This window comes from Burkholderia sp. Bp9140, assembly GCF_003853425.1.
Classification (GTDB): Bacteria; Pseudomonadota; Gammaproteobacteria; order Burkholderiales; family Burkholderiaceae; genus Burkholderia.
Map to the genome: position 1 here is coordinate 1 of NZ_QTPQ01000020.1, position 26186 is coordinate 26186.

Annotated in this window: 26 protein-coding genes; 12 read left to right on the forward strand and 14 right to left on the reverse strand. The window is 70.6% G+C overall.

Features of this window, described 5'->3' with window-relative positions:
- From DIE21_RS17725 to DIE21_RS17735, 3 genes are all read left to right on the forward strand, one after another.
- On the forward strand, positions 1 to 105 hold a 105-nt coding region (locus tag DIE21_RS17725; protein ID WP_133117963.1), incomplete at its 5' end, for a hypothetical protein.
- A 217-nt stretch (positions 106 to 322) separates the two neighbouring features.
- Positions 323 to 1066 carry an acetoacetyl-CoA reductase gene (gene phbB / locus DIE21_RS17730; RefSeq protein WP_124498928.1) on the forward strand — a complete coding sequence of 248 codons (744 nt, stop codon included), beginning with the start codon at positions 323 to 325 and terminating at the stop codon, positions 1064 to 1066.
- Between the two features lie 198 nt (positions 1067 to 1264).
- A complete protein-coding gene (locus DIE21_RS17735; RefSeq protein ID WP_124498929.1) occupies positions 1265 to 1465 on the forward strand; it encodes a hypothetical protein in 201 nt (66 codons plus the stop codon).
- 81 nt (positions 1466 to 1546) lie between these two features.
- On the opposite strand, the gene DIE21_RS17740 is transcribed toward DIE21_RS17735, so the two are convergent.
- From DIE21_RS17740 to DIE21_RS17785, 10 genes are all read right to left on the reverse strand, one after another.
- A complete protein-coding gene (locus DIE21_RS17740) occupies positions 1547 to 1840 on the reverse strand; it encodes a hypothetical protein (RefSeq protein WP_124498930.1) in 294 nt (97 codons plus the stop codon).
- 22 nt (positions 1841 to 1862) lie between these two features.
- The gene (locus tag DIE21_RS17745) at positions 1863 to 2402 is read right to left on the reverse strand and encodes a hotdog family protein (RefSeq protein WP_124498931.1); all 540 of its coding nucleotides are present in this window, start codon (positions 2400 to 2402) and stop codon (positions 1863 to 1865) included.
- The gene (locus tag DIE21_RS17750) at positions 2399 to 3217 is read right to left on the reverse strand and encodes a beta-ketoacyl synthase chain length factor (RefSeq protein ID WP_124498932.1); all 819 of its coding nucleotides are present in this window, start codon (positions 3215 to 3217) and stop codon (positions 2399 to 2401) included. Before DIE21_RS17750 ends, DIE21_RS17745 begins: the two co-directional genes overlap by 4 nt.
- Entirely contained in the window at positions 3214 to 4437 is a 1224-nt protein-coding gene (locus DIE21_RS17755; protein WP_124498933.1) for a beta-ketoacyl-[acyl-carrier-protein] synthase family protein, read from the reverse strand. Before DIE21_RS17755 ends, DIE21_RS17750 begins: the two co-directional genes overlap by 4 nt.
- Before the next feature lie 63 nt (positions 4438 to 4500).
- Entirely contained in the window at positions 4501 to 5394 is an 894-nt protein-coding gene (locus DIE21_RS17760; protein WP_124498934.1) for a polysaccharide deacetylase family protein, read from the reverse strand.
- Positions 5391 to 7871, reverse strand: a complete 2481-nt coding sequence (locus tag DIE21_RS17765) for an MMPL family transporter (protein WP_124498935.1) — start codon at positions 7869 to 7871, stop codon at positions 5391 to 5393. The genes DIE21_RS17760 and DIE21_RS17765 overlap by 4 nt, the downstream gene beginning before the upstream one ends.
- A complete protein-coding gene (locus tag DIE21_RS17770; RefSeq protein ID WP_124498936.1) occupies positions 7871 to 8521 on the reverse strand; it encodes an outer membrane lipoprotein carrier protein LolA in 651 nt (216 codons plus the stop codon). Before DIE21_RS17770 ends, DIE21_RS17765 begins: the two co-directional genes overlap by 1 nt.
- Positions 8518 to 9492, reverse strand: a complete 975-nt coding sequence (locus DIE21_RS17775; RefSeq protein ID WP_124498937.1) for an acyl-CoA synthetase — start codon at positions 9490 to 9492, stop codon at positions 8518 to 8520. The genes DIE21_RS17770 and DIE21_RS17775 overlap by 4 nt, the downstream gene beginning before the upstream one ends.
- Positions 9489 to 11258, reverse strand: a complete 1770-nt coding sequence (locus DIE21_RS17780; protein WP_124498938.1) for an AMP-binding protein — start codon at positions 11256 to 11258, stop codon at positions 9489 to 9491. Before DIE21_RS17780 ends, DIE21_RS17775 begins: the two co-directional genes overlap by 4 nt.
- Positions 11259 to 11323: 65 nt before the next feature.
- The gene (locus tag DIE21_RS17785; protein ID WP_124498939.1) at positions 11324 to 11968 is read right to left on the reverse strand and encodes a hypothetical protein; all 645 of its coding nucleotides are present in this window, start codon (positions 11966 to 11968) and stop codon (positions 11324 to 11326) included.
- Positions 11969 to 12536: 568 nt separating this feature from the next.
- Here DIE21_RS17785 and DIE21_RS17790 point away from each other — a divergent pair.
- The 5 genes from DIE21_RS17790 (at position 12537) to DIE21_RS17810 (ending at position 16861) form a co-directional block, all read left to right on the forward strand.
- A complete protein-coding gene (locus DIE21_RS17790) occupies positions 12537 to 12821 on the forward strand; it encodes a phosphopantetheine-binding protein (protein WP_014896047.1) in 285 nt (94 codons plus the stop codon).
- 95 nt (positions 12822 to 12916) lie between these two features.
- Entirely contained in the window at positions 12917 to 13633 is a 717-nt protein-coding gene (fabG, locus tag DIE21_RS17795; protein ID WP_124498940.1) for a 3-oxoacyl-ACP reductase FabG, read from the forward strand.
- Positions 13634 to 13718: 85 nt separating this feature from the next.
- Positions 13719 to 15017, forward strand: coding sequence for an endoribonuclease L-PSP (locus DIE21_RS17800; protein WP_124498941.1), 1299 nt, complete (start codon positions 13719 to 13721; stop codon positions 15015 to 15017).
- Between the two features lie 125 nt (positions 15018 to 15142).
- On the forward strand, positions 15143 to 15949 hold the full coding sequence (locus DIE21_RS17805) for a glycosyltransferase family 2 protein (RefSeq protein WP_124498942.1): 807 nt from the start codon (positions 15143 to 15145) through the stop codon (positions 15947 to 15949).
- A 150-nt stretch (positions 15950 to 16099) separates the two neighbouring features.
- Entirely contained in the window at positions 16100 to 16861 is a 762-nt protein-coding gene (locus DIE21_RS17810; RefSeq protein ID WP_124498943.1) for a M48 family metalloprotease, read from the forward strand.
- 109 nt (positions 16862 to 16970) lie between these two features.
- On the opposite strand, the gene DIE21_RS17815 is transcribed toward DIE21_RS17810, so the two are convergent.
- From DIE21_RS17815 to DIE21_RS17830, 4 genes are read right to left on the reverse strand one after another with little or no spacing between them, the layout of a single operon-like run.
- Positions 16971 to 18671 carry a lactate permease LctP family transporter gene (locus DIE21_RS17815; RefSeq protein WP_124498944.1) on the reverse strand — a complete coding sequence of 567 codons (1701 nt, stop codon included), beginning with the start codon at positions 18669 to 18671 and terminating at the stop codon, positions 16971 to 16973.
- 51 nt (positions 18672 to 18722) lie between these two features.
- A complete protein-coding gene (locus DIE21_RS17820) occupies positions 18723 to 20168 on the reverse strand; it encodes a LutB/LldF family L-lactate oxidation iron-sulfur protein (RefSeq protein WP_124498945.1) in 1446 nt (481 codons plus the stop codon).
- Positions 20165 to 20887 (reverse strand): lactate utilization protein C, encoded by a 723-nt coding sequence (locus DIE21_RS17825; protein WP_124498946.1) that lies wholly within the window; start codon positions 20885 to 20887, stop codon positions 20165 to 20167. Before DIE21_RS17825 ends, DIE21_RS17820 begins: the two co-directional genes overlap by 4 nt.
- The gene (locus DIE21_RS17830) at positions 20884 to 21684 is read right to left on the reverse strand and encodes a (Fe-S)-binding protein (protein WP_124498947.1); all 801 of its coding nucleotides are present in this window, start codon (positions 21682 to 21684) and stop codon (positions 20884 to 20886) included. Before DIE21_RS17830 ends, DIE21_RS17825 begins: the two co-directional genes overlap by 4 nt.
- Positions 21685 to 21818: 134 nt before the next feature.
- Here DIE21_RS17830 and DIE21_RS17835 point away from each other — a divergent pair, with 134 nt between their 5' ends.
- The 4 genes from DIE21_RS17835 to DIE21_RS17850 all read left to right on the forward strand — a co-directional run bounded on the left by DIE21_RS17835 (position 21819) and on the right by DIE21_RS17850 (position 26185).
- A complete protein-coding gene (locus DIE21_RS17835) occupies positions 21819 to 22535 on the forward strand; it encodes a FadR/GntR family transcriptional regulator (protein WP_124498948.1) in 717 nt (238 codons plus the stop codon).
- A gap of 224 nt (positions 22536 to 22759) precedes the next feature.
- Positions 22760 to 24385, forward strand: coding sequence for a phospholipase D family protein (locus tag DIE21_RS17840; protein WP_124498949.1), 1626 nt, complete (start codon positions 22760 to 22762; stop codon positions 24383 to 24385).
- A 230-nt stretch (positions 24386 to 24615) separates the two neighbouring features.
- Positions 24616 to 25389, forward strand: a complete 774-nt coding sequence (locus tag DIE21_RS17845; RefSeq protein WP_124498950.1) for a class II aldolase/adducin family protein — start codon at positions 24616 to 24618, stop codon at positions 25387 to 25389.
- Between the two features lie 361 nt (positions 25390 to 25750).
- Positions 25751 to 26185, forward strand: a complete 435-nt coding sequence (locus DIE21_RS17850; RefSeq protein ID WP_124498951.1) for a CHRD domain-containing protein — start codon at positions 25751 to 25753, stop codon at positions 26183 to 26185.
- The last annotated feature ends 1 nt before the right edge of the window (position 26186 follow it).

Genomic DNA, 26186 nt, shown 5'->3' on the forward strand with positions numbered 1-26186 from the left:
GTGACGCTGCTGCACGAGATGGTCAAGCGCGACGCGAAGCGCGGGCTGGCGTCGCTGTGCATCGGCGGCGGGATGGGCGTGGCGCTCGCGGTCGAGCGCGGTTGAGCAGGGTCTGACGAGATTGCGCGTGTGCGGCGCCGGCCTGCGCCGCACACGCGCGAAGCAAACTTCGCGCAAAACAAGCTACCAACAACAAGCGTGATGTTCCGGTGCGCGCCGTGTCCGCCTTGCGGACGCCAGCGCACCGCAGCGGTGGGGCGGCAGCATGTGCGATGCCGCCGCCCCGCACCATTGACTACTTTATTTGTCGGTAACTTATAGGATGACTAAGCGAATTGCAGTTGTGACAGGTGGGATGGGCGGCCTCGGCGAAGCAATCAGCATCCGGTTGCACGATGCGGGCCACCGGGTCGTGGTCACGTATTCGCCGAACAATGCGGGCGCCGATCGCTGGCTGACCGAGATGCATGCGGCCGGCCGCGAATTCCACGCGTATCCGGTGGACGTGGCCGATCACGATTCGTGCCAGCAGTGCATCGAGAAGATCGTCCGGGACGTCGGCCCGGTCGACATCCTGGTGAACAATGCCGGCATCACGCGCGACATGACGCTGCGCAAGCTCGACAAGGTCAACTGGGATGCGGTGATCCGCACCAACCTCGATTCCGTGTTCAACATGACGAAGCCGGTTTGCGACGGCATGGTCGAGCGCGGCTGGGGGCGCATCGTCAACATCGCGTCGGTCAACGGCTCGAAGGGTTCGGTCGGCCAGACCAACTACGCGGCGGCGAAGGCCGGCATGCACGGCTTCACGAAATCGCTCGCGCTCGAGATCGCGCGCAAGGGCGTGACGGTGAACACGGTGTCGCCGGGCTATCTCGCGACGAAGATGGTGACGGCGATCCCGCAGGACATCCTCGATACGAAGATCCTTCCGCAGATTCCGGCGGGACGGCTCGGTCAACCCGAGGAAGTCGCGGCGCTGGTCGCGTATCTGTGCTCGGAGGAGGCCGGCTTCGTGACGGGCTCCAACATCGCGATCAACGGCGGCCAGCACATGCACTGACGCGCGGCGGCCCGGGCGGCGTTCGCGCGCGCGTCCGGGCCGTGCTCCCGCTGTATCCAGCGCCGGGGCGGCGCGCACGCGCGCGGTGACGGATCACGGACGCACGCTCGCCGCGCGTGCGGCGGGCAGTGTGCGCCCGCGGTCCGGCCACCGTGTCGCGGCAGGCGCGCCGTACCGGCCTCGCATTCCGGAGGAGGCATGGGTGAAACCTGGATGGGACTCGCGATCGGCGGCTCGGCACTGGCCGTCGCGCTGACGATGGCGATCGCGCTTCACTGGCTCGAGCGGCGCCGCGCGCGGCTGCTGCGCAACTTCGATCATCGCGATTGCTGGCTCGTCGCGTACGGCAAGTGCCTCGCACGCAGGCCGGCGCGCCGCACGCGCGGCAGCGCGCGATGACGGTGGCGGTGCGGCATCGGCGCGCTCAACGGTCGTGCCGCATCCCGCGCATCCCGTCTGCGGTGCGCGGGCCGCCTACACTCAATCGTGGCTTTTCTCGGCGCCTGCGCCCGAATCGTTCTTGTGGAAGATCCGCTTCGTCGTGCGCTTGGTGGCATCCCAGCCCTCGCGCGACGCATGCGCGATGCCGTGGCCGACCGTCTTCGCGGCGCTCGCGGTCGCATGGCCGAAGCTGCGCGCGGCCTCGCCGGTCTTGTGCGCGGCTTCCTTCGAATCGCGCTTGATGTCCTGCTTCACTTCCGACATGTCCGCGTGCGCGATCGGGCTGATCAGCGCGAGAACGAACGCGGTGCAAATGAACTGACGTGCTTTCACGGCCTGGTTTCCTTGGGCAAATTCATCGAGGGTCCGCGCGGCCGGCAGGCGGCGGAACGAGTGGGCCGGCCGCCGATGCATCGAGCATCACCGCGGCGCGGCCGCTGAGCAGCACGCGCTCGCCGCAGCGCAGCGCGAATCCGTACAGCACGGAGCGGTCGTCGCCGCCGATGCGCTCGGCGTCGACGATCAGCGGCAGCGCGAACGTGTCGAGCCGATCGACGAACGCGTCGACGTTGCGCACGCTCGCGAGATAGCCGGCGCGCGGCCGCGCGTGTTCCGTCCGCGCCGGTTGCGCACCGAGCAGCGCGCCGTGCACGGCCATCGCCTGCGCCGCGTATTCGATTCCGCAGACCACCGCAAGCCGGCCGCGCGAACGCAGCGGGTTGTGCGGATCGCGGTGGCTCGTCGCGCTGCAGCGGATGCGCGCGGCATCCCATGCTTCGACGCGGTCGAGCACGCACATCGCGCCGTCGTGCGGAATGTGCGCGGCGATCCATGCGCGATCGAGCGTCGTCATCAGCGGCGGCGTCGGTGTCGGAGTCGAGACGGGCGCAGTCATTGCGCGTGCTCCGCGGCGGCATCCGGCAGCGCGATATCGACCTGCACGCGCGCATCTTCCAGATAGTCGAGCACGACGCGCGTCGCACGCCGCGCGGCGAGCGCGTCGAGCAGCGGCAGCGCACGCGCGGCCGGATTGCCGGTGCGCAGCGCGTCGAGTTCGCGGTTCGCGAGCGTCGTCGCCGGCGCGTCGGTGAGCTGCACGTCGATGCGCGCGAGCGCGCGTTCGCTTGCGTCGGGCGCGAGCACGAGCGCGACGCCGAATGCGTCGACGATCGGCCGCACCGCGCGCAGCGGCTCCGGATAGTCGGTGTCGTAGGCGATCAGCAGGCTCGGCACGCGATCGACCGCGACCTGGCACAGGCTCTCGAGCAGGCCCGCGGCAAAGCTGCCGTCGTACGCGCACAGCACGTTCGACGTCGCCATCGCGCGGGCCGCGATGCTCCAGTAGCCGGCCGGCGCGTTGTGCACGGAGTTGTGAAAGCGCGTGGGCGACAGGTGGCGATCGTCACCGGCGAGGGTCTCGCAGATCGCGTGGCAGTTCTGGCCGTCGCCGCCGGACGCGCTGAACACGGTCGCGAGCGTGGCGGCATCGCGCCCGCTCGCGGCGGCCGCTTCGAGCCCGACCGCGAGCGCGACGCGCACGACGGGCCCCGTGCGGCGGCGCTCGGCCGGCGGCAGGCCGGCCGGCGGCGGCAGCACGGTGCGCGCGCTGGCATAGGCCGCGCGGCCCGCGAGCACCTCGGCCGCGTGCGGCCAGTCGTTCAGTCCCGGCCCGACGAGGCCGACGCTTTCGATGAAGGCGGTGAGTGTCATGTCGGCTCCCGGCGGCGGGCGTGCTCGGCGCGGCCGAGGATCAGGCTGCAATTCGTGCCGCCGAAGCCGAACGAATTGGACAGGACCGCCCGCACGCGGGCGTCGCGGCTCGCGAGCACGTAGTCGGCGGCCAGCGTCGGGTCGGGTTGCGTCGTATTGACGCCGGCCGGCACGAACTGCTCGCGCAGCGCGAGCGCGGCGACGACCGCTTCGAGCGCGCCGGCGGCGCCGAGCGTGTGGCCGGTCGCTCCCTTCGTCGAGCTGCACGGCGTGCGCGCGAGCAGCGTGCCCACGGCGCGGCTTTCGGCGGCGTCGTTGCTGGGCGTCGCGGTGCCGTGCAGGTTCACGTAGTCGATGTCGCTTGCATCGAGGCCGGCCGACGCGAGCGCCTGTTCGATCGCGATGCGCGCGCCGAGCCCTTCCGGATGCGGCGACGACATGTGATGCGCATCGCTCGATTCACCGAGGCCGAGCAGCAGGATCGCGTCGTCGTCGAGCGCGGCGGGCGCATCCGGCACGCGTTCGAGCAGCGCGAACGCCGCGGCTTCGCCGATCGAGATGCCGTCGCGCGAGACGTCGAACGGCCGGCACGGCCGGCGCGACAGCAGCTCGAGCGAATTGAAGCCGTACAGCGTCGTCAGGCACAGCGAATCGACGCCGCCGACGACGGCTGCATCGATCAGCCCCGCCTCGATCATCCGGCGCGCGGAGCCGAATACCTTCGCGCCGGACGAACACGCGGACGAGATCGCCATCGCTGGCCCGCGCAGCGCGAAATACGCGCGCACGAACGCGGCCGGCGAATACGGGTTGTGCGTATGCGCGTAGCGGAACCCGGCGGGCAGCGCGCCGCTCGCCGGATCGCGCTGCTCATACGCGCGTTCGGTCTCGAGGATGCCGGACGTGCTCGTGCCGACGAACACGCCGACGCGCGCAGCGCCGTGGCGCGACACGGCTGCCGCGACGCGCGCGGCGAAACCGTCCTGGACGAGGCCGAGCTGCGCGAGGCGGTTGTTGCGGCAGTCGAAGTCGGCGAGATCCGCGCGCACGGGCTGTGCGTCGACGCTGTCCACCGAGCCGATCCAGGTGTCGAGTTCGGCGCGCTCGAAGTCGCACGGCGTGAGTCCGCCGCGCGCGTGGCGCAGCGCGGCGAGGGTCGCGTCGAGGCCGCGGCCGATGCAGCTGGTGGCGGTGAAGTGCGAGAGCAGGAGAGGTTTCACGAGGGTCGCATCCGGTGGCCGGAACGGGCGCCGCAGCGGGGCTGGCGGGCGCGCCGGGCATGGTCAGATTTTATCAAACGGGGGTGCCGGCATGCCCGGCCGGCCGGGCGGTGCGGGCGGCTCCGGCGCGAGCGCGGCGCGCAGCGTGGTCCACTGCAACTGTGCATCGGCAGCCGCGCGCAGCAGCGCCGGCAGCACGTCGAGTACGACCGGTTCGCCGCGCGCATCGCGCGCCGCGTGACCGTCATGCACGAGCAGGATGTCGCGGGGCGCCAGGCCGTTCAGCAGGCGGCGCGTAACGATGCCCGCATCGTGCGCGCGCGTGTCGAAGCCGCGCCGCGTCCAGCTGGCGAGTTGCAGGCCGAGCTCGCAGAGCACCGGCTCGAGAAACGGATTGCGCAGGCCGGCCGGCGCGCGGAAGAAGCGCGGGCGCGTGCCGGCGATCTCGGTCAGCGTCTGCTGCGCCGCCGCGACTTCGCGCCGCAGTGCGGCGGGGCCCGACAGCGAGAACGTATGCCGGTGCCGCTGGCTGTGGTTCTCGACCGTGTGGCCGCGCGCGACGATCGCCTCGATCCACTGCGGATGGCGGCGCGCGAGATCGCCGATGCAGAAGAACGTGGCGCGCGTATCGTAACGATCGAGCAGGTCGAGCACGCGCGGCGTGACGTCGGGGTCCGGGCCGTCGTCGATCGTCAGCGCGATCCGGCGGCCGGCATCGGCCGGCAGGCGAGTCCAGTTCGGCCCGAGCAGCGCGCTGCGCGGCCACAGGCCCGCGGCGGTCAGCGCGAGATGCGACGCGACCACGCCGCCGGCGGCCCACGGCCAGGCGGCCGGTTGCGCGACGACGGCCGCGAGCGCACCTGCGTGCAGCGCGGCCGTGCCCGCGATCAGCGGCGTCGGTTTCCAGCGGCGCGTATCGCCGGGCTGGCGCGGCGGAACGGACGACGGTGCGTTCATGAGCGGGCTCCTGCCGGATCACGAGGACGGCTGCTGGCGGCCGCGGCACGCGGCGCGAGAATCGCCGCGAACGCAAGCGCGAGCATCGCGCCGGGGCCGACGGTCAGACCGAAGGTTTCGAGCAGCGGCACCCGCGAAAGCGCGAGCAGGCCGAAGCCGGCGACCGTCGCGAGGTTCGCGATCAGCAGCGACACGAGCGTGTGCGGCGTGACCGGTTGCGCGTCGTCGCGCTTGCAGAAGAACAGCGCGTAGTTCGAGCCGACCGCCACGATCAGCAGCATCCCGACGAGGTGCAGGATCGTCAGCTGCACGCCGGCGAGCGCGAAGCCGGCCGTCACCACGAGCACGGCCGCGACCAGCGGCGCGAGCGCGCGCACGACGCGGCGCGGCGAGCGTAGCGCGATCAGCAGTAGCACGGCGATCGCGGCGAAACCCGCGAGCGACAGCCGGATGTCCTCGTGCACGTAGTTCACGTACAGGCGATCGGCCTCGGCCTTCATGTCGACGAACAGCGCGTCGGGTACGCCGGCGCGCGCGACGGCCGCGCGGATCGGCGCGGCATCGAGCGCCGGCGCAGCCGCCGACGCGGTGCGTGCGACGTCCGGCGCGCGCAGCGGCAGCATCGCGCTCCAGCGGCCCGCGCGCTCGGTCAGCAGCGCGTCGACGGCGAGCGCCATCGACGTGCCGTGCAGGTCCGCGCGCGTGAGCAGCGGCGCGTGGCGTGCGGCCTCGACATCGGCGATGAACGGCGCGAACAACGCGGGCCTGACCGAGACCGGCTGGTTCGCGACGGCCGCGCGCATGCGCGCGGCAAGCACGTCCGCGTCCGGCAGGCTCGCCTGGCGCGCGTGCTGCGCGGCGTCGCTCGGCAGGTAGCGCGCGGGACTTTCGAAGCCCGCGAGCGTGCCGCGATCGACGAGCGGCTGCAATTGCGCGGCGACCCGTTCCGCGCGTTCGAGCGCGGCCTGTTCGGTCGGTGCCGAAATCACGACGAGGTAGCGCACGTCCGGTGCGCCGATATCGGCGCGCAGGCGTGCGTCGAGTGCCTGCGCCCGGGCGGGAACCGGGCTCAGCGCCGCGAGCTCGCGGCTCCACAGACCGTCGCGATGCAGCACGAGCGTCGCGCACGCGACGAGCACGAGCACGGCGAGCGGCCAGCGCAGCCGCGGCGCCGCGCGGGCCGCCCGCGCGAGCCCCGCGCCGACGCGCGACACGTCGCGAATCGCGACGTGCTCGCCGCGCAGGTGCGGCAGCACGAAGCGCGTAACGAGCGCGGCGGCCGTCAGCCCGACGATCGAGTACAGCCCGAGCTGCACGAGGCCCGGAAAGCCGGAGAACAGCATCGACGCGAAACCGCATACGGACGTCAGCACGCCGAGCCGGATCGTCGGCCAGTATGCGGCGACCCACGCGCGTGTCGCGTCGGCTGGCCGTGCGGCGCCGCGCGGGCCGGCCTGCGCCGATTGCACGAACAGGTAGATCGAATAGTCGACGGCTTCGCCGATCAGCGTCGTGCCGAAGCCGAGCGTCAGCCCGTGGACCGTGCCGAACGCGACACTGACCGCCGCGATGCCGGCCGCGATGCCCGTCAGCACCGGCAGCAGCCCCAGCGCGAGCGTGCGCGGCGAGCGGTACAGCGTCAGCAGCAGCGCGACGATCAGCACGACGCTCGCCGTCGACAGCCGCTCGACGTCATGCCGGATCGTGTCGCGCGTGTCGACCGAGAACACGCCGGGGCCGGTCATCGCGAGCGTGTATGCGCCCGGGTTCGGCAGCGTCTGCGCTGCGGCGGAGAATGCGCGGCGCACCGCGTCGATCGCGCGGGCCTGCGCGTCGGTGTCGGAGCCGGCAGCGGCTGTCTGCACGACGAGCACCGCGCGCGTGCCGTCGCGCGACGCCCACACGCCGTCGCGGACGGCGGGCTGCGCGCCGCTGTCGAGCTGGTCGATGAGGGCGGTCACTTCGCCGGTCGGGTCGTGCGGCAGCATCGCCTTCGCGACGAGGCCCGCCGACGAGCTCAGCAGGTCGAGGCTGTCGCCGAGCGCCTGGTGCAGGCCGTCCGCGCTGAAGCGCTGCGGCGTGACGGCCGGGCTCAGCAGGTAGCGATGGTCGAACACGAACTGCCGGTCGCGCGTGTCGTTGACGGCCTCGCCGTTGTTGACCGCCGCGAATTGCCGGTCGGCGCGCAGCGTGCCGGCGACGCGCTGCGACAGCGCGGCGCGCGTGGCCGCATCGCCGCCGTCGATCGCGACGAGGATCAGCCGCGACACGATGCCGTCGCGCAGCTGATCGACGAGCACGCGCTGGCCGGCGCTCGGCGCACTCGGCAGGAACGCGGACAGGTCGGCCGTGAAATTCGCGCGGGCGATCGCGATCCCGCATGCGACGAGCGCGACCAGCCACACGAGCACGGCGCGTTGCCGCAACGCGGGCAGGCGCTGCGTGACGGGGGCGGGCGGCCGGGTGCGTTCGTCCATCAGTTCGCCGGGACGGGTTGCAGGCGCATCATCGAATGGTCGCCGTCGGCCTGCCGGATCGCGACGCTGCGCAACACGTCGCGCGTGCCTTCGAGCGTGATCGTGCTGACGACCTTCAGCATCCGCGAATCGAGCGGCGTGAGCGTCAGCGTCCAGTCGTCGCCGCGACCGGCGAGCGCGACCTTGTAGACCTGCTCGAGCGCGTAGCGGTTGCCGGCGAGCGTCGCGCGAATGCTGTCGATGAACGCGCCGAGCTCCGGATAGCGTGCGAGCGCGAGCGTGTACTTGCGATTGGTGCGCTCGACGGTGAGCATGTCGCCGTCGACGACGAGATGTTCGGGCTTCGGGGTCAGCGTGTGCTTCTCGAGATGGTCGGGTGCGACGAACACGAGCTCGCCCGACGACTCGACCGGTTGCGTGGCGATCGACAGCGTCTTCGTCTCGGTGAAGGTCGCGCGCCCGGACTTGTGCTGCGCGAGCGTCGACATCAGCCGGTCGAGGGTCCACGCCGAACCGGTGTCGGCCGCATGCGCGGGCAGCGCGAGCGCGATGGCGGCCGCGACGGCGAACGCGCGCGCGGCGCGGCGCGGCACGCGCGCGCACCGCAACGGGAACAGCAGCAGCGGCAGGAAGCGGCGAACGGCGGTCATGCGTCGGAATTCCTCGTGGCGGGCAGGTCGGTGCAGGCGCGCGCATCGTCGCGGCGTGCGGCGGCCTCGCCGGTCTGCCAGAAATCGAAATAGTTGAACCAGTTGTACGGCGCCGCACGGCAATACGCGTCGAGCAGCGCGACGTAGCGCGCAAGTGCCGCATCGACGGCCGCCGCGCGCGTATCGCGGCGCACATCGGAGAAATCGGCGATCGTCTCGAAGTGCACATCGTAGCGGTTGCCGTCGCGATAAAGGCCCGTCATGAACAGCACCGGACGCCGCAGCATCGCGGCCATGTACAGCGGCCCGAGCGGGAACGCGGCCGGCGTGCCGAGCAGCGGCAGCCGCCGCAGCGACGCGGCCGCGTCGTCGAGCAGCGTGCGGTCGGCCAGCATCCCGACCATGCAGTTCGCGTCGAGGCGCTCGCGCACCTTCAGCATCGAGTCGACCTGCCCGAGCGGAATGACTTCCGGCTTCGCGGCCGGATTCACGGCGGCGAGCGTCGCGTTGATCTTGCGTGCATTCTCTTCGAACATCGTGACGACGACGCGCAGGTCCGGACGCGTGCGGCCGATCGCCCGGACGACTTCGAAGCTGCCGAGGTGCGCGCCCATCAGGAATGCGCCGCGTCCGCCGGCGAGCGCGTCGTCGACCCGCGTTTCGCCGTGCAGCCGGATGTCGAACAGGTCGAAGCGGCCGTTCATCAGGTAGATGCGGTCATGGATCGTCGCCGCGAACGTGAACACGTGCCGGTACACGTCGCGCCAGCGCGCGGGACGGCCGAGCACGCGGCGCAGGTAGTCGCGCGACGCCGCGCAGGCGACCGGCGAGAACAGCACGAAATAGGTCGCGACGGCGTGCAGCACGACGCGCGACGGCCGCCGGCCGAAACGCAGCGAGATCCAGGCCATCGCGCGCAGCAACCCCGCGTTGCTGCGTTCCTGGCGCTCGGCCCACCCGGTGCGCTTCATGGCTGCGGGCCGTCCGGTGCGGCCGGCGGCGCGGCCAGCACGCCGGTCGCGACGTCGCGCGCGCCGGCGCGCAGCGTGAAGCGGATCGCACCGCCGGCCGCCGCATCGAACGCGAGATCGAGCGGTTCGCCGGGCGCGACCGGGCTCAGGAATTTCGCGGACGCCAGCCGCCACGTATCGAGCGGGCGGTTCAGCGACGCGCCGAGCGCGGTGATCGCGTGATCGAGCAGCACGACGCCCGGCACGATCGGATGACCAGGGAAATGGCCGGGCAGCGCCGGGTGATCGGCGGGAATCGTGAACGCGAGCGGCGCATCCGTTTCGCCGCGATCGCGCACGTCGGTCGCGGCGGCGCGCGTGTGCCGTGCGACGAGCGCGGCGAGCACGTCGCGCGGCAGCTTGCCCGTTTCGTTGCGCGGCAGTGCGTCGACGAACATGAGCGGACGCGGCATGAACGCGGGATCGATCCGCTCGCGCAGCGCGCGCTGCAGATCGGCTGCGGCGAGCGTCGGTGCGACCACGAGCGCCACGAGGCGCGTGACCGGTTCGCGGGTCGCATCGGCGTCGGCCGGCGCGGCTTCGTCCGGCATGAAGAACACGCCGTCGGCGACGCCGGCGATCGCGTTCAATTGATGATTCAGATAGGCGAGCGACGTGCGCTTGCCGGCGATGTTGACGAGGTCCGCCTTGCGGCCGTGCAGCAGGAACCGGCCGTCGCCGAGCAGCTCGAGCGCGTCGCCCATCGGCACGGGCGTCTCGACGTGTCCGCCCGACACCCACACGGTCGGGCCGCTGTCGTCGCCTGCGGCGTCGCGCTCCGACGCGTCATGCGCATCACTCGCGTCACGCGCGTCGAGCCGGATACCCGGGAACAGCTGCCACGTCGCGCCCTGCGACGTGCGGCGCGTCGCGATCTGGCCGGTCTCGGTGCTGCCGTAGATCTCGACGAGCGGCGCGTCGAGCGCGGCCTCGGCTTCGCACGCGAGTTTTTCCGACAGCGGCGCGGTGGCCGACAGCACGAGCGCGGCCGGCGGCAGCGCGTGGCCGGCCGACAACAGCGCGCGCAGGTGGATCGGCGACGTGACGAGCACGCGCGGCTGCGGGATCGCGTCGAGTTCGTCGCGAATGTCGACCGGATAGAACGGCTGGCGGTTGCTGAACGCGAGGCCGCCGATCAGCGCGAGCAGCACCGTCGATTCGAAGCCGTACATGTGCTGCGCGGGTACGGTGCCGATCAGCGTGGCCGCGCGGCCGTCGAGCAGGCCGAGGCGGTCGGCCGCCGCGCGCACGCAGCCGACCAGGAAGCCCCAGGTCTTGCGGTGCGGCACCGGCGCGCCGGTCGAGCCGGACGTGAACACGTACGCCATGATCCGCGCGGCGTCGATCTGCGGCACCACGCACGGCGCGTCGTCGGCGAGTTCGCCGGGTGCGGCGTCCGGATACGCGAAGCGCGGCAGGTCGATCGTGCAGTCCGGCGCGTCGTGCAGGCAGAACGCGTCCGGTGCGAACGACGCCAGCTGGCGCACCATCTCCGGCGTGTGCGTCGACGGCAGCAGGCTGATCTTGCCGGAGACGAGCGCCGCGCACAGGCTGACCGCGAAGCGGTAGCGGTCGCGGCACACGTTGAACACGTGGCCGCCGGCAGGCAGCGCGGCGGCCACGCGCGCGACGTCGGCGACGAACGCGCGCACGGTGACGGGCGTGGCGTCGCGCCAGGCGATCGTCTGGTCCGGCGAGGAATGGAATACCAGCGGGTGAGTCGGCATAAATCGGCAAAAGCGGGAAGCGGTTGCCGGCGCGGCCGCGATGCGGCGCGGCGCCGGCCATGAATTCATCGTGACGGCTGCGTCGACGCGCGATACGCGCGCACCGCGTCGACCATCCGCGGCCGCGCGTCGTGCGGCAGCGCGAAGCGCCGGCACGCGTGCTCGGCGGCGAACATCACGGCGACGAGCGGCAGCGACAGGTAGTTCGCGAACGTCGACCACGCCGCGATCGGCGCGGTCGCGAACATCAGCGTCGACACGGCGGCGATCGCGACGAAGAACAGCGTCCACGCGAGCGTGATGCGCCGCGTGTAGCGCGCGACGGCCGGCGTGATCGCACCGTGGATCATCGTCGCGAAACGCGTGCACAGCGGCACCTGGCCGGCCGCCAGCGTGCGGCCGAACAGCAGCGCCATCGCGAGGTTGAAGCTCGCGTGCTCCAGATACAGGCCCCATTCGAAATGACGCGCGAGCGGGATGCGCGCGGTCCACAGCGCGGCGGCGGCCAGCAGCCACGCCGGCACGAGCCAGGCGCGCCGCGGCGAGCGCAATGCCGCGCCGAGCGCGAGCAGCAGCGGCGGCACGAGCGCCATCGCGAGGCCGAAGCCATGCGCGCCGGGCGTCGCGGCCGCGTAATGCGCGCCGATCTGGTACGCCGCCACCGCGGCGAGCGCGCCGACGCCGCGCGCGATGTCGAGCGGCGTGCTCATCGCGGCGCTCCGGGCGCGCGGCGCGCACGCACGTTGCCACAGGCCGCCGCGGCACGGTGGTGGCGGACGGGCGGGCAAACCGGGGCGAGACAAACGGACGGGCGCGGCATGGCTGCTGGAAACATCGGGCGGATCGGGGCCGGACGCATGCATCGGGCCGTCAAACATCATATGAATGGCGGCCGGGACGCTAGTCCGGGCCGGCTGTCGTGCACGCCCATTTTAGGGCCCCGGCGCGGCGGTTCGAGACGGGCGCAGCCAGGTTTTGTAACCGAATGTATGGCTGCGCACCGAAGCTTTCGCGGCGGCGATCCATTTCCATCCGAAGCGGCTCAAGCGTCTGCTGCGATCGGGTCCCGAAACCGGCCGTGGCCGGGGCCCTTCAGTCTGTAACCATTCGCGGTATACGCACCGATACCCATCGTCTAGAATCCGCGTAACTTTTACAAATGATCCCCAATAACGCAGGCGGGGAAGCCGGCAGACGCCGGAGGGACGGAGATTCGCGCGTGCTTCGCACGCGCCGGGCGTGCACGACGGTTGCCGTTTCCGGACGCCTCCCGCTGCCATGGGCCGCCTGCCCGCAAGCATGATGAACGCACTGGAACAAGAGCTCGCCACGCTGATCATCGGCGAACTGAATCTCGAGGACGTCCCGCTCGAAACGGTGACGGCCGGGACCCCGCTGTATGGCGAGGGCTTCGGGCTCGACTCCATCGACATCCTGGAAATCGCGCTGCTGATCTCGAAGAAATACGGCTTCGAGCTGCGCTCGGACAATCCGGACAACCAGAAGATCTTCGCGACGCTCGGCGCGCTTGCCGCGTACGTCGCCGCGCATCGCACGAAGTGACGGTGGCACGCAGATGATGACGGCACGCGGCGGCGGTCGCTGGACGATACGCCGCCGCGTCGATCGAGGTGAAACGCGATGAACGGAGCAATTCGATGCGGGCGCTCGTAACGGGCGGCAGCGGCGCACTCGGGCAGGCGATCTGCACGATGCTCGCGCAGGCCGGTCACGAAGTCTGGGTGCACGCGAACCGGAATCTCGCGCAGGCGGAGACGGTCGCGCGGCAGATCGTGGCGGCCGGCGGCACCGCACACGCGATCGCGTTCGACGTGACCGACGCCGACGCGACGCTCGCCGCGCTCGCGCCGTTCGTCGACGACGCGCCGGTGCAGATCCTCGTCAACAACGCGGGCATTCACGACGACGCGCCGATGGCCGGCATGTCGCGCCGGCAATGGCACAGCGTGATCGACGTGACGCTCAACGGTTTTTTCAACGTCACGCAGCCGCTGTTGCTGCCGATGATCCGCACGCGGCGCGGCCGGATCGTCAACATCGCGTCGGTCGCCGGCGTGACAGGCAACCGCGGGCAGGTCAATTACGCAGCCGCGAAGGCGGGGCTGATCGGCGCGACGAAGTCGCTGTCGCTGGAGCTCGCGTCGCGCGGCATCACGGTGAACGCGGTCGCGCCCGGCATCATCGAATCGCCGATGGCCGACCACGCGTTTCCCGCCGAACGGATCAAGCAGCTCGTGCCGGCGCAACGCGCGGGCCGGCCCGACGAAGTCGCGGCGATGGTCGCGTATCTGGTATCCGATGCGGCCGCCTATGTGACGGGACAGGTGCTGTCCGTCAACGGCGGGCTCGCATGACGACACGCGCCGCGTCGGCTTGACGCGAGGCAACGGCGCGCGGCCGCGGTGCCGCGAGCCTGCGCCGCATAGTGAGGAAATCGAAGTGTCAGTGCATCCAGTCGACACCGAACGGCGAGCGTGTTCCCCGTCGTCCGCCACGACCGCGGTCGCGCGCGGCCACATGGCAGCCGGGCCCGCCGCATCGCGAGCGGGCATCTCGCCCGCAGCGCACGGCGGCAACCGTGCGCTGCGACTCGTCCAGGTCGATCATGCGCGGCTGGCCGCGCTGCTGCACGCTGCGCAGCAGCGGGGCGACGCATTCGACCAGGTGTTCCCCGGCGCGCTGGGCGCGGTGTGCATCGGCGCGGCCGGATCGCCGGTCGATGCGATGGCACGCATGCTCGCCGTCGCCGCGCCCGGCCTGCCGATCGCACCGGTGCCGATGGCGCTGCTCGACGCCGGCGGCCACGCACGCGCCGGCGCGGTCTGCGAAATCTGGCAGTGCGGCGCGCACGACCTGCGCAGCGCGCGACGCGGCGCGCTGCAGTACCGCTACAGCGAAACGGCAGGGCTCGTGTTCGGCAGCATCGTCGTGCAGGAAGCGCAGGAAGCGCACGAAACGACCGACGTGGATCGCGACGGCGGCACGCCGCTCGAACGCGCGACACACGCTGCCTACCGCGCGCTGTTCGACGTGCTCGACACGCTCGGTCTCCCGCATCCGCTGCGGATCTGGAACACGGTGCCGGCGATCAATGCGCAGCAGTTCGGGATCGAGCGCTATCGTCAGTTCAATATCGGCCGGCAGCGCGCGTTCGATGCGTGCCGCCGCGTGCTGACGGGCGGCGTGCCGGCCGCCTGCGCGCTCGGTTCGGTCGTGCCGGTCGCGGGCGACACACCGCCGGCCGCGCCGCTCGCGATCCATTTCATCGCGAGCCGCACGCCGGCCGATCCGGTCGAGAACCCGCGCCAGGTCAGCGCGTATCACTACCCGGCGGAGTACGGCCCGCGGGCGCCGACGTTCGCGCGCGCGGCCGCATGGGCCGACGGCGATGCGGCACCGCTGCTGTTCGTGTCGGGTACCGCCAGCATCGTCGGGCACCGCACCGTGCATTGCGGCGACGTCGTCGCGCAATCGCGCGAGACGATCGCGAACCTGGCGGCCGTGCTCGAGCAGGCCGCACGGCAGGGGCACGGCCCGTTCACGCTCGCCGACCTGAGCTATCGCGTCTACGTGCGCGACGCCGGCGATGCCGCGGCGCTCGCCGCGATCGAACGCGAGTTGCGCGCCGCGGCCGGCCCCGGCGTGCGGACGCTGTTCGTCCACGCGGACGTGTGCCGCGACGATCTGCTGGTCGAGATCGAGGCGAGTGCCGGCCATCCGCTGGAGCAGTTGTCGTGAAGCGCGCGGGCCTGTCGCTGCGCGAACCGACGCCGCATGCGGGCGGTGTCGACGAAGCCTGTCGGCGGTCGCCCGCAGGTCATAAACTTTTGTCAGGATCATCGTCTTCGCAATCGGCCGTTCCCATGTCCAAGCCGCACGCCTCGTCCACCCATCTCGTGCTGATTCCGAGCTACAACCCGGGCGTCAAGGTCGACACGACCGTGCGCAACGCCCGCGCGCAGTGGAATCCGGTGTGGGTCGTCGTCGACGGCAGCACCGACGGCAGCGCCGAGCGGCTGCAGGCGATGGCCGAGCGCGATCCGGGGCTGCGCGTGATCGTGCTGCCGGAGAACCGCGGCAAGGGCGCCGCGGTGCTGGCCGGCCTCGACGCGGCGGCCGCGAGCGGCTTCACGCACGTGCTGACGATGGATTCCGACGGCCAGCATCCGGCCGACCTGATTCCCGAATTCATGGCCGCCTCGCAGGCGAGCCCGGACGCGATGGTGCTGGGCCTGCCGAAGTTCGACGCGAGCGCGCCGCAGCTGCGCGTGCAGGGCCGGCGGCTGTCGAACGGATGGGCCGACCTCGAGACGCTGTGGGCCGGGATCGGCGATTCACTGTACGGCTTTCGCGTGTATCCGGTCGCGCCGCTCGCGGCGATCATGCATCGGCAGCCGTGGATGCGCGGCTTCGACTTCGATCCGGAAGCGGCCGTGCGGCTGTGCTGGGCCGGCGTGCGGCCGATCCGGATCGAAGCGCCGGTGCGCTACTTCGGCGCGCACGAGGGCGGCGTGTCGCATTTCCACTATGGCCGCGACAACGCGCTGCTCGCGTGGATGCACCTGCGGCTGTTCGCCGGCTTCGTGGTGCGCCTGCCGATGCTGGTCGCGCGGCGGTTGACGCGCCGGTCGCGTTCCGCGTTCGGCCGGTCGCCCGGCCGCGGCGATTGACGGCCTGTTTGTCGTCAGTTTGCTGAACAATCGCATCGTTCATTTCGAATGACGCGGTAATCAAGCTGTCATTCGATGTAAACATCTGGTAATTTTCTGCCGGATTATGCAAAATCGCCGCTCCCAATACTAACTACCGAGGGATCCGGGATGCATATCAAGAAAGCGGCGGCAGCGTGTGGCATGGCGTTCCTGTTGAGCGCATGCGGCGGCGTGCAGAGTCTCGACGCAAACAGCCTGACGTCGGCGGGGACCAACCTGGTCAAGGCGGCGACGCTGTCGGACAGCGACATCGCGGCACTGTCGAACGACTCGTGCAAGGCGAGCGACGCCGAATCGAAGATCGCCGCGCCGAACAGCGCGTACGCGAAGCGCCTGACGAAGGTGATGAAGGGCTTTGGCGACATGACGCTGAACGGCCAGAAGATCAACTACAAGGTCTACATGACCAAGGACGTCAACGCGTGGGCGATGGGCAACGGCTGCGTGCGCGTATACAGCGGCCTGATGGACATGATGAACGACGACGAACTGCGCGGCGTGATCGGTCATGAAATGGGCCACGTCGCGCTGGGTCACTCGAAGAAGGCGATGCAGACCGCCTACGCGGTCAGCGCGGCGCGCAGCGCGGCCGGCGCGGCATCGCCGGGCGTCGCGGCCCTGACGAGCTCGCAACTCGGCGACATCACCGAGAAGTTCATCAACGCGCAGTTCTCGCAGACGCAGGAAAGCGCGGCCGACGACTACTCGTTCGACCTGATGAAGCAGAAGAGCATGAGCCAGAAGGGCCTCGTCACCGCGTTCCAGAAGCTCGCGCAGCTCGACGGCGGCAAGAGCTCGATGATGAGCTCGCACCCGTCCTCGGCGAGCCGTGCGCAGCACATCCAGGATCGCATCGCGAAGGGCAGCTGATCGAGGCTCGAGGCGCCGGATTCGTCCGGCGCCCGGGACGAAGAAAACCCCGCGCTCTTTCGAGCGCGGGGTTTTTGTTTTTCGGGAGCAGGAAAAACGGCCGCGCCGCTTACGGCACCATCCCCGGCAGCACGTAGGCCTGCACGAGCGTGATCAGGCCGACGACCACCGCGAACAGCAGGCTGTGGCGTACCGTGAAGCGGAACAATTCAGACTCCTTGCCGACGAGGCCGGTCGCCGCGCATGCCACGGCGATCGACTGCGGCGAGATCATCTTCGCGGTCACGCCGCCGGTGGTGTTTGCGGCGACCGCGAGTGTCTCGGGCACGCCGAGCTGGTGCGCGGTCGCTTGCTGCAGCGAGCAGAACAGCGCGTTCGACGACGTGTCCGAGCCGGTCAGGAACACGCCGAGCCAGCCGAGGAACGGCGAGAAGAACGGGAACGCGGCGCCGGTCGCGGCCAGCATCAGCGCGAGCGTCGACGACATCCCCGAGTAGTTCGCGACGAACGCGAATGCGAGCACGAGGCCGATCGACAGGATCGGGCGCGTGAGTTCCTTCAGCGTTTCGCCGAACGTGACGAGCGCGTCGCGCGGCTTCATCCGCAGCAGCGCCATCGAGATCAGCGCGGTCACGAGGATCGCGCTGCCCACCGCCGACACGAGGTCGATCTTGAGCACTGCTTCGAGTGCCTTCGGCGTCGCGGCGATCGGCGCGGTCTTCACGACGAGCTGGTCGAGCCCGGCCACATGGAACTTCAGGACGGTCGACGCGAGCGCGCCGTGCGCGGCGAACAGCGCCTTGAACGGCGCGATGCTCCACACCGTGACGACGGCCGTCAGGATCAGGAACGGCGACCACGCGCGCACGGTCTGCGCGAGCGTGTACGGCGACGCCTGGCGGCTCGTGGCCGACCCGTTGCCGCCCGCGCCGAACCCCGCGAGCGCCGCACCGCCGCCGGACGCGACGAGGCCGCCTGCCGCCTGCTTCGCGCTGCTCGGCTGCCAGACCTTCAGGAACGCGGCAAGCGACACGAGGCTCACGAGCGACGACGTGATGTCCGGCAGCTCGGGCCCGATATGGTTCGACGTGAAGTACTGCGTGATCGCGAAGCTGCCGCCGGCGACGAGCGCGGCCGGCCAGGTCTGCCGCACGCCGCGCAGCCCGTCCATCATGAACACGAGCCAGAACGGCACCGCGAGCGACAGCAGCGGCAACTGGCGGCCGGCCATCGCGCCGATGTGGAACGCGTCGATGCCCGTCACCTGCCCGGCGACGATGATCGGGATGCCCATCGCACCGAACGCGACCGGCGCGGTGTTTGCAATCAGACACAGTCCGGCCGCGTGCAGCGGCTTGAAGCCGAGGCCGACGAGTAGCGCGGCCGTGATCGCGACAGGCGCGCCGAAGCCGGCGGCGCCTTCGAGGAATGCGCCGAACGAGAAGCCGATCAGCAGCATCTGCAGCCGCTGGTCGTCGGTGATGGCCAGCACCGATGCGCGGATGATGTCGAACTGGCCGGTCTTCACGACGATCTTGTACAGGAACACGGCCGCGACGATGATCCACGCGATCGGCCACAGGCCGTATGCGAAGCCGAAGCCGGCCGCCGCGAGCGCCTGCGGCACGGGCATCCCGTACGCGAGGATCGCGACGCCGAGCGCCAGCAGCAGCGTGATCGCGGCCGCGACGTGCCCCTTCATCCGCAGGGCGGCGAGCGCGATGAAAAAGAAGATGATCGGAATTGCGGCGACGAGCGCCGACAGCCCGAGGCTGCCGAGCGGCGTGTAGATCTGATGCCAAACCTGCATGGGTGTCTCCTCCATGGATTTCTATCGGTACGGGTTTTAAAGCGAGGTGGTCTATTCGGGCTGGCCGCGTGCGCGCAGCAGGTCGGACAGGCTGCGCGGCGCCGGTTCGAGCGGCGTGCGGTGCTGCGTCCAGCCCATCTGATTCGCCGGCGTCAGCGCGCGCAGCCGCGTCGCGGTCCAGCGGAACGCGCGATAGGCGCGCGGATGCGCGAATGCGCCCGACCAGAAGCGCCACACGAGGTCTTCCGCGCGGTTGTAGTTCGCGCCCTGGCCGCGCAGCGGATGCGCGACGGCTTCGTCGGGCTTGCGGTTCGCCTCGGTGCGCAGCCGCACGAGCAGTTGCGGGATCGGAATTCGCACGGGGCACACCTCGCCGCAGGCGCCGCACAGCGTCGACGCGGTCGGCAGGTCGGCCGTCGCGTCGAGGCCGAGCAGGTGCGGCGAGATGATCTTGCCGATCGGGCCGGGATAGGTCGTGCCGTATGCGTGGCCGCCGATGCGCGTATAGACGGGGCAGTGGTTCATGCACGCGCCGCAGCGGATGCATTGCAGCGTCGCGCGCAGCTGCTCGTCCGCATAGGCCTGCGTGCGGCCGTTGTCGAGCAGCACGAGATGCAGCTCGCGCGGGCCGTCGCGCTCGCCGTCGCGGCGCGGGCCCGAGATCAGGTTGAAGTAGGTCGTGATCGCCTGGCCGGTGGCCGAACGCGTCAGGAGGCTCGACAGCGGCACGATGTGCTCGAGCTTCTCGACGACCTTCTCGATGCCCATGATCGCGACGTGCGTGTCGGGTACGGTGGTCGACAGCCGGCCGTTGCCCTCGTTCTCGACGAGCCACAGCGTGCCCGTGTCGGCCGCTGCGAAGTTCACGCCGGACAGGCCGATGTCGGCTTGCGCGAACGCGCGGCGCAGCGCGCGCCGGCCGGTCTGGATCAGCTCGTCGACGTCCTCCGTGTAGCGCGTGCCGGGGATGTGCTCCTCGAAGAGTGCGGCGATGTCGCCGCGCGTCTTGTGGATCGCCGGCATCACGATGTGCGACGGCTTCTCGCCCGCGAGCTGCACGATGAACTCGCCCATGTCGGACTCGATGCAGTCGACGCCGTGATCCGCGAGGTAATGGTTCAGCTCGATTTCCTCGCTCGCCATCGACTTGCCCTTGATCACGCGGCGCGCCTTGTTCGCCTGCGCGATGCCGAGCACGATCGCGTTCGCGTCGGCGGCCGTCTCGGCCCAGTGCACGTGCACGCCGGCCGCGGTGAGCTTTGCCTCCAGCCGCACGAGCAGCGCGGGCAGTTGCGCGAGCGCGTGCCGCCGCACGGCTTCGCCGAGATCGCGCAGCTGCTGCAGCTCGGTATCGTCGGGGAACTGGGTCGCGCGCTTGCCCTGCAGGAAGTCCATCGCGCCGCGAAAGCTCCGGCGCAGCGCGGGATCGTCGAGCGCGGCGCGCGCGCGGGCCTTGAAGTCGCCGGGGGCGACGAATTGCAGTGGCTGGTCGCTCATTGCGGCAGGTCCTGGCAAGCGGTTGCGGTCGGTTCGGTGACGATCACGACCCAGAGGTTGCGCGGGCCGTGGGCGCCGTACGCGAGGGTCTGCTGGATATCCGACGTCTTCGACGGGCCCGACACCAGCACGACGTTGGTCGGCATGCCGGCGTGCCAGCGCTCCGCGTGCACGGCCGCGTGAAGGTCCGGATGCAGCGTGTTCGCATGAACGAGCGCGACGTGCAGCGGCGGCACCAGCGACACCGTGCGTGGCGTGCCGGCATCGGGCGCGAGCACGACGGTGCCGGTCGCCGCGATGCCCGAGCGCGCGACGGTGAAGCCCGCATCGATCGTGTCGAACAGCTCGGCTTTCCATGCGTCGATCGGCCGGTCGAACGGCACCGGCGCGACCGCGCCGGGCAGCGCGCGCGCGAGCGCCGCGGCTTCGGGGCGGGCCGGGTCGAGCAGCACCCGGCGCACGCCGGCGTCGGCCAGGCGCGCGGCAAGCTGTGCGGGCCATGCATCGGCGGTGGCGCACCAGACTTCGGCGTGCGACGCGGCGAGCGCGGCCTGCATCGTCTGCGCGAGCGCGTGAGGATCGGTGGCGACCGGCTCACGCCGCGCCGCGTAATGCGCGTCGATGCGCGTATCGAGTGCGGGCGCGGCGTGCGCGGCGTGCGCGGCGACGCCGGGCGCGGCGGTGCGCAGGCGCGCGAGGATTGCGTCGCGCGCGCTCATTGCGCGTCTCCGCGCAGCGACGCGGCATCGGCCGTGCGGCGCCACAGGAAGCTCGCGAGATGCTCGACGGGTAGCGTCGCGCCGGCCTTGTCGGCAGCGTGACCGATGTTCAGCAGGCAGCCGCAGTCCGCGGACACGAGCCGGTCGCAGCCCGTCGCGCAGGCCGATGCGACCTTGTCGCGCACCATCGCGCCCGAGATGTCCGGATGTTTCAGCGAAAACGTGCCGCCGAAGCCGCAGCATTCCGATTCGCGTTCATGGTCGATGCGCGTGACGCCCGGCAGCGCGTCGACGAGCGCGACGCCGTGCATGCGGGTGCCCATCTCGCGGCGGGCCGCGCACGACGTGTGCAGCACCACGCGCTCGTCCGGGCCGGCGTTCGCGGTGACGGCGTCGAGCCGCACGTCGAGCACGTGGACGAGGAATTCGGCAAGTTCATAGGTGCGCTCCGCGATCGCGCGGGCCTTCGGGCCATGCACGGGATCGTCGGCGAACAGCGCCGGCCAATGGTGCCGGATCATGCCCGCGCACGAGCCGGACGGCACGATCACGGGCCAGGGCTGCGCGAACAGGTCGAGCTGCGCGGCCGCGACGCGGCGTGCTTCGTCGGGATTGCCGCTGCTGTAGGCCGGCTGCCCGCAGCAGCTCTGGCCGCGCGGATAGTGGACGGTCAGGCCTTCGCGTTCCAGCAGGCGGACCGCGTCGAGCCCGGCTTCGGGCACGAACAGGTCGACCAGGCAGGTCGCGAACAGATAGACGTGCGCGGGGGCGGCGGTGGGGTAGTGCCTTTCGTTCATGTCTCGCTCCAGGGGCGACGGCCCGGCATGCGCATGCGGGACGACGATTTCGCTGCATAATTCCCGCGACGGCGCCGCAGCTCAAATTGGTTGGGCCAATCGGTGCGACGGGTATTCCGGATGGAGAGACGGCGATGGCGGCGATGACGGCACGGGGCCGGACCGAAGTGGTGATGCGCAAGATCGAGATGGCGCTGCTCGACGGCACCTGGCCGGCCGGCGCGCGGCTGCCGGCCGAGCGCGTGCTCGCGCAGCAATACGGCGTCGCGCGCAATACGGTGCGCGAGGCGACCCAGCGGCTCGTCGCGCGCGGGCTGCTGCAGAGCCGGCGCGGCGCGGGCGTGTACGTGACGGACCAGTTGCGCGCCGGCATCGCGTCGCCATGGGGCCAGCTGGTCGCCGACCACCCGGCGCTGCGCGACGACATTCTCGAATTCCGCCGCGTGCTCGAAGGCGCGACCGCATATTTCGCCGCGCTGCGCGCCGACGCGAACGACCGGCGCCGGATCCGCGCGCTGCTGCGCGAACTCGAAACCGCGCACGCGAACGACGATGCGGCCGTCGAGGCGTCGACCGACGCGAAGCTGCACGAGGCGATCGCGCTCGCGTCGCACAACACGATGTTCCTGCACCTGCACACGAGCGTGATCGGGATGCTGCGCGAGCACATCTCGATCAACGTCGCGGGGATGACGACGCACGACGAGCAGGCGTCTGAGCTGCTGTTGCTGCAGCACCGGGTGGTTTGCGACGCGATCTGCGCGCATCGGCCCGAGGAGGCGCGCACCGCGATGCAGACCCATATCGACTATGTGCGAAGCCACTTCGAGCGAAGCGGCGATGCAGCGTGAGATTGGTTGGACCGTGGCCGCCGCAGGGCCGCCCGGCGGCCGGTCGCGAGCCGCAGGGCCTGGCGGTCTTCGCGGGCGGCGCGCGCAGCGGCAGCGCGGCGCCGGATGCGCCGGCCGCGCGATTGACCGGTTCGGCGGGCGCCCACTAGAATCGGCCGGAACCGCCCGTCAGCCGCGCGCCGCGGCGATTGCGGCCCATTGATCCGCCTGTCGAGGAAGCTTTCGTGCTCACGACCTTGATCCGGCGCGCGCCGGCCGCGCTGTCGTGGCGCGCCGCCGGCCGCCCGGCCCGCGCGCTTGCCGTGTGCGCGCTGCTGTCGCTGGGTGCCGCCTGCGCGACGCATCCGCCCGCCACCACGCTCGATCGCCCCGTCTCGCACGCGTTGCCGGCCGATACCGCGACGCCGTTGCGCGATGCACTGGTCGCGCCTGAAGCCGCGCATCGCGGCCAGTCGGGCTTCCGGCTGCTGCCCGACGGCGCGACCGCGCTGCAGATGCGCATCGCGCTCGCGCGCGCGGCGACGCAGACGCTCGACATGCAGTACTACATCGCGACCGAGGACACGACCGGCAAGCTGCTGCTCGCCGCGGCGCTGTACGCGGCCGATCGCGGCGTGCGCGTGCGGATGCTGGTCGACGACCTGAACTTCCGCGACATCGACCGCGTGATGGCCGCGCTGAATACGCACCCGAACATCGAGATCCGCGTGTTCAACCCGTTCGGCGCTTCGCAGTACAGGATGGTCGAGCGCACGGCCAACTTCTTCACGCGGATCGGCAGCTTTACGCGCCGGATGCACAACAAGGCGATGATCGCGGACAACCAGCTCGCGATCGTCGGCGGCCGCAATCTCGGCGACGAATACTTCAGCGCGAGCCCGACGCTGCAGTTCCGCGATCTTGACGTGCTCGCGGCCGGCCCCGTGACGAACGACATCTCGAAGAGCTTCGACGACTACTGGGCGAGCGCGAGCAGCTACCCGCTGCGGGTGCTGAATCATCAGACGTTCGATCCGAAGGATCTCGACGCGATGCGTGATGAGCTGCGCGACCACTGGCGCAAGAACGCCGACCCGTACAACGCGAAGCCGCTGAACGCGACGCCGCTCGCGCGGCAGATCGCGCGCGACGAGCTCGGGCTCGTCTGGGCGCCGGCCGAATTCAAGGTCGACGCGCCGGACAAGGTCGCGCGGCCGACCGACGCGTACGTGAGCCCGCCGATGCAGCGCCTCGTCGAGCTGACGCGCGGCGCGCAGAACGAATTCCTCGCGTTCTCGCCGTACTTCGTGCCGCACGACGCGGGCGTGAAGATTCTCGGCGACACGACCGCGCGTGGCGTGCGCGTGGCGATCCTGACCAATTCGCTTGCCGCGACCGACGCGGTTGCCGTGCAGGCCGGCTACGCGCCATACCGCGTGCCGCTGCTGCAGCACGGCGTCGAGCTGTACGAGTTCAAGGCGCAGCCGGAGCAGCCGGCTCCGCGACTGTTCGGCTCGCGCTCACGGGCGAGCCTGCATGCGAAGGCGTACGTGATCGACCGGAAGATCCTCGTGATCGGCTCGTTGAACCTCGATCCGCGTTCCGCGCACCTGAACACCGAGCTCGCGCTCGTGATCCACAGCCCGGCGATCGCGCAGCAGGCGGCAGCGATCTTCGCGCGCGTCACGCAGCCTGACGAAAGCTATCGCGTGAGCCTCGCGACGCCGGCGGGCGGCGGCACGCCCGAGCTCCAGTGGGCCGGCACGGACAACGGCGTGCCGACCACCTATCACGTCGACCCGCATGCCGGGCTGATGCGCAACCTGATGACCGGCATCTTCATGCTGCTGCCGGTCGACGACCAGTTGTAAGGGCCGGAACGGCTCGGGCCAAACCCGCGATACCGGTGCGCGGCGAAAGGTGATATGGTTGTGTGCGCAACGATATGCGTATCGTGCAGGTGCCGGCTGAAGGCGCGCGCAATGCGGGCCGCGGCGGCGCCATGCGCCACGCCGCACGAGCCGCGTGCGACGCCAGGAGACGATGGACGATGCGCGCAGCCGCCCCGCACGGCCGCGCACGCCCGCAACCGGAGTGCCCCATGCAACGTGTACCGAACCAGCCGTTCACGCGTCCCGCCCGTTTCTCCGAAGCCGAGTGGCAGGCGCGCGTGCAGCTCGCGGCTGCCTACCGGATCTTCGACCATCTCGGCTGGACCGAGCTGATCTACAACCATATCTCGCTGCGCGTGCCGGGCGAGGACGGCCATTTCCTGATCAATCCGTTCGGGCTCCATTACCGTGAGGTCTGCGCGTCGAACCTCGTGAAGATCGACATCGACGGCAACGTGATCGGCCATTCCGACTGGCCGACCAACCCGGCGGGTTTCACGTTCCACAGCGCGATCCACGCGGCGCTGCCCGACGCGCACTGCGTGATGCACGTGCATACGACGCCCGCGATGGCCGTGTGCTGCTCGCGCGACGGGCTGTCGTTCTCGAACTTCTATTCGGCGCAGCTGTACGGGAAGATCGCGTATCACGATTTCGAGGGCATCACCGTGCATCTCGACGAAGGGCGGCGCATCGTCGAGAGTGCCGGCGGGCGGCCCGTGCTGCTGCTGCGCAACCACGGGCCCGTGACGATCGGCGCGACGCTCGCGCAGGCCTTCTCGCTGATGTGGCTGCTCAATCGCGCGTGTGAGGTGCAGGTCGCGACCCATGCGATCGGCGACGCACTGCCGATCGCGCCGCCCGTGCTGGAGGGCTGCGTGCGCGATTCGCTGAATTTCGACCCGAAGCACGGCGCGGGACAGGACGCGTTCGACGCGTTGCAGCGGATCGTCGATCGCGTCGACCCCGGCTATCGCGCGTGAGCGCGCGGTGCCGGCGCGATGTCGGGTTCGATTGCCACGGCGAAACTTGATTCGCGATGCCTGATGGCCGGCGAAGCCGAACTTGCCCGACGATGCCCGCTTGCCGTGCGGCACGGGCAAAAAAAACGCGGCCGGATGGCCGCGTGAATACTCGCAGACTCCTTCGGACGAAGGAAACAAGCAACTGTGAGACGAAGTGTAGCGAAACGCCGCGCGCGGATTCAGGGCTCCCGCTGCAAAGGTCTCTTCCAGGTTCCGGCAGGCTGGCGAACGACGCGCAGGCTGCCGGATCGGCGGTGATCGACTACCATCATGGAACGTCCCCGTCCGGGTGGCGTACCCCGTCGTACAAGGAGGATTCATGCCGAAGCTGCGTTTGCTCCAGGTGGCGTTGCTCGCGGGCGTGCTGGCCGCCGGCAGTGTCGCTGCCGAAACGGTGCGCCTGTCCGCCAACCTGCAGCCGTCGAGCGAAGTGCCGCCTACCGCGACCAAGGGCTCCGGCGCCGTCGACGCGACCTACGACACGGCCACCCGCATGCTGCAGTGGACGGCGACTTACGAACACCTCACGGGGCCGGTGACCGCCGCGCACTTCCACGGGCCCGCGTCGGTCGGCCAGAATGCCGGTGTGCAGGTGCCGATCCCGAAGGACGGACTCGCGAGCCCGATCAAGGGTTCGAAGGAGCTGACCGACGCGCAGGTGACCGACCTGATGGGCGGCAAGTGGTACTTCAACGTTCATACGAAGGAGCATCCGGCCGGCGAGATCCGCGGTCAGCTGATGCCGGCGAGCTGAG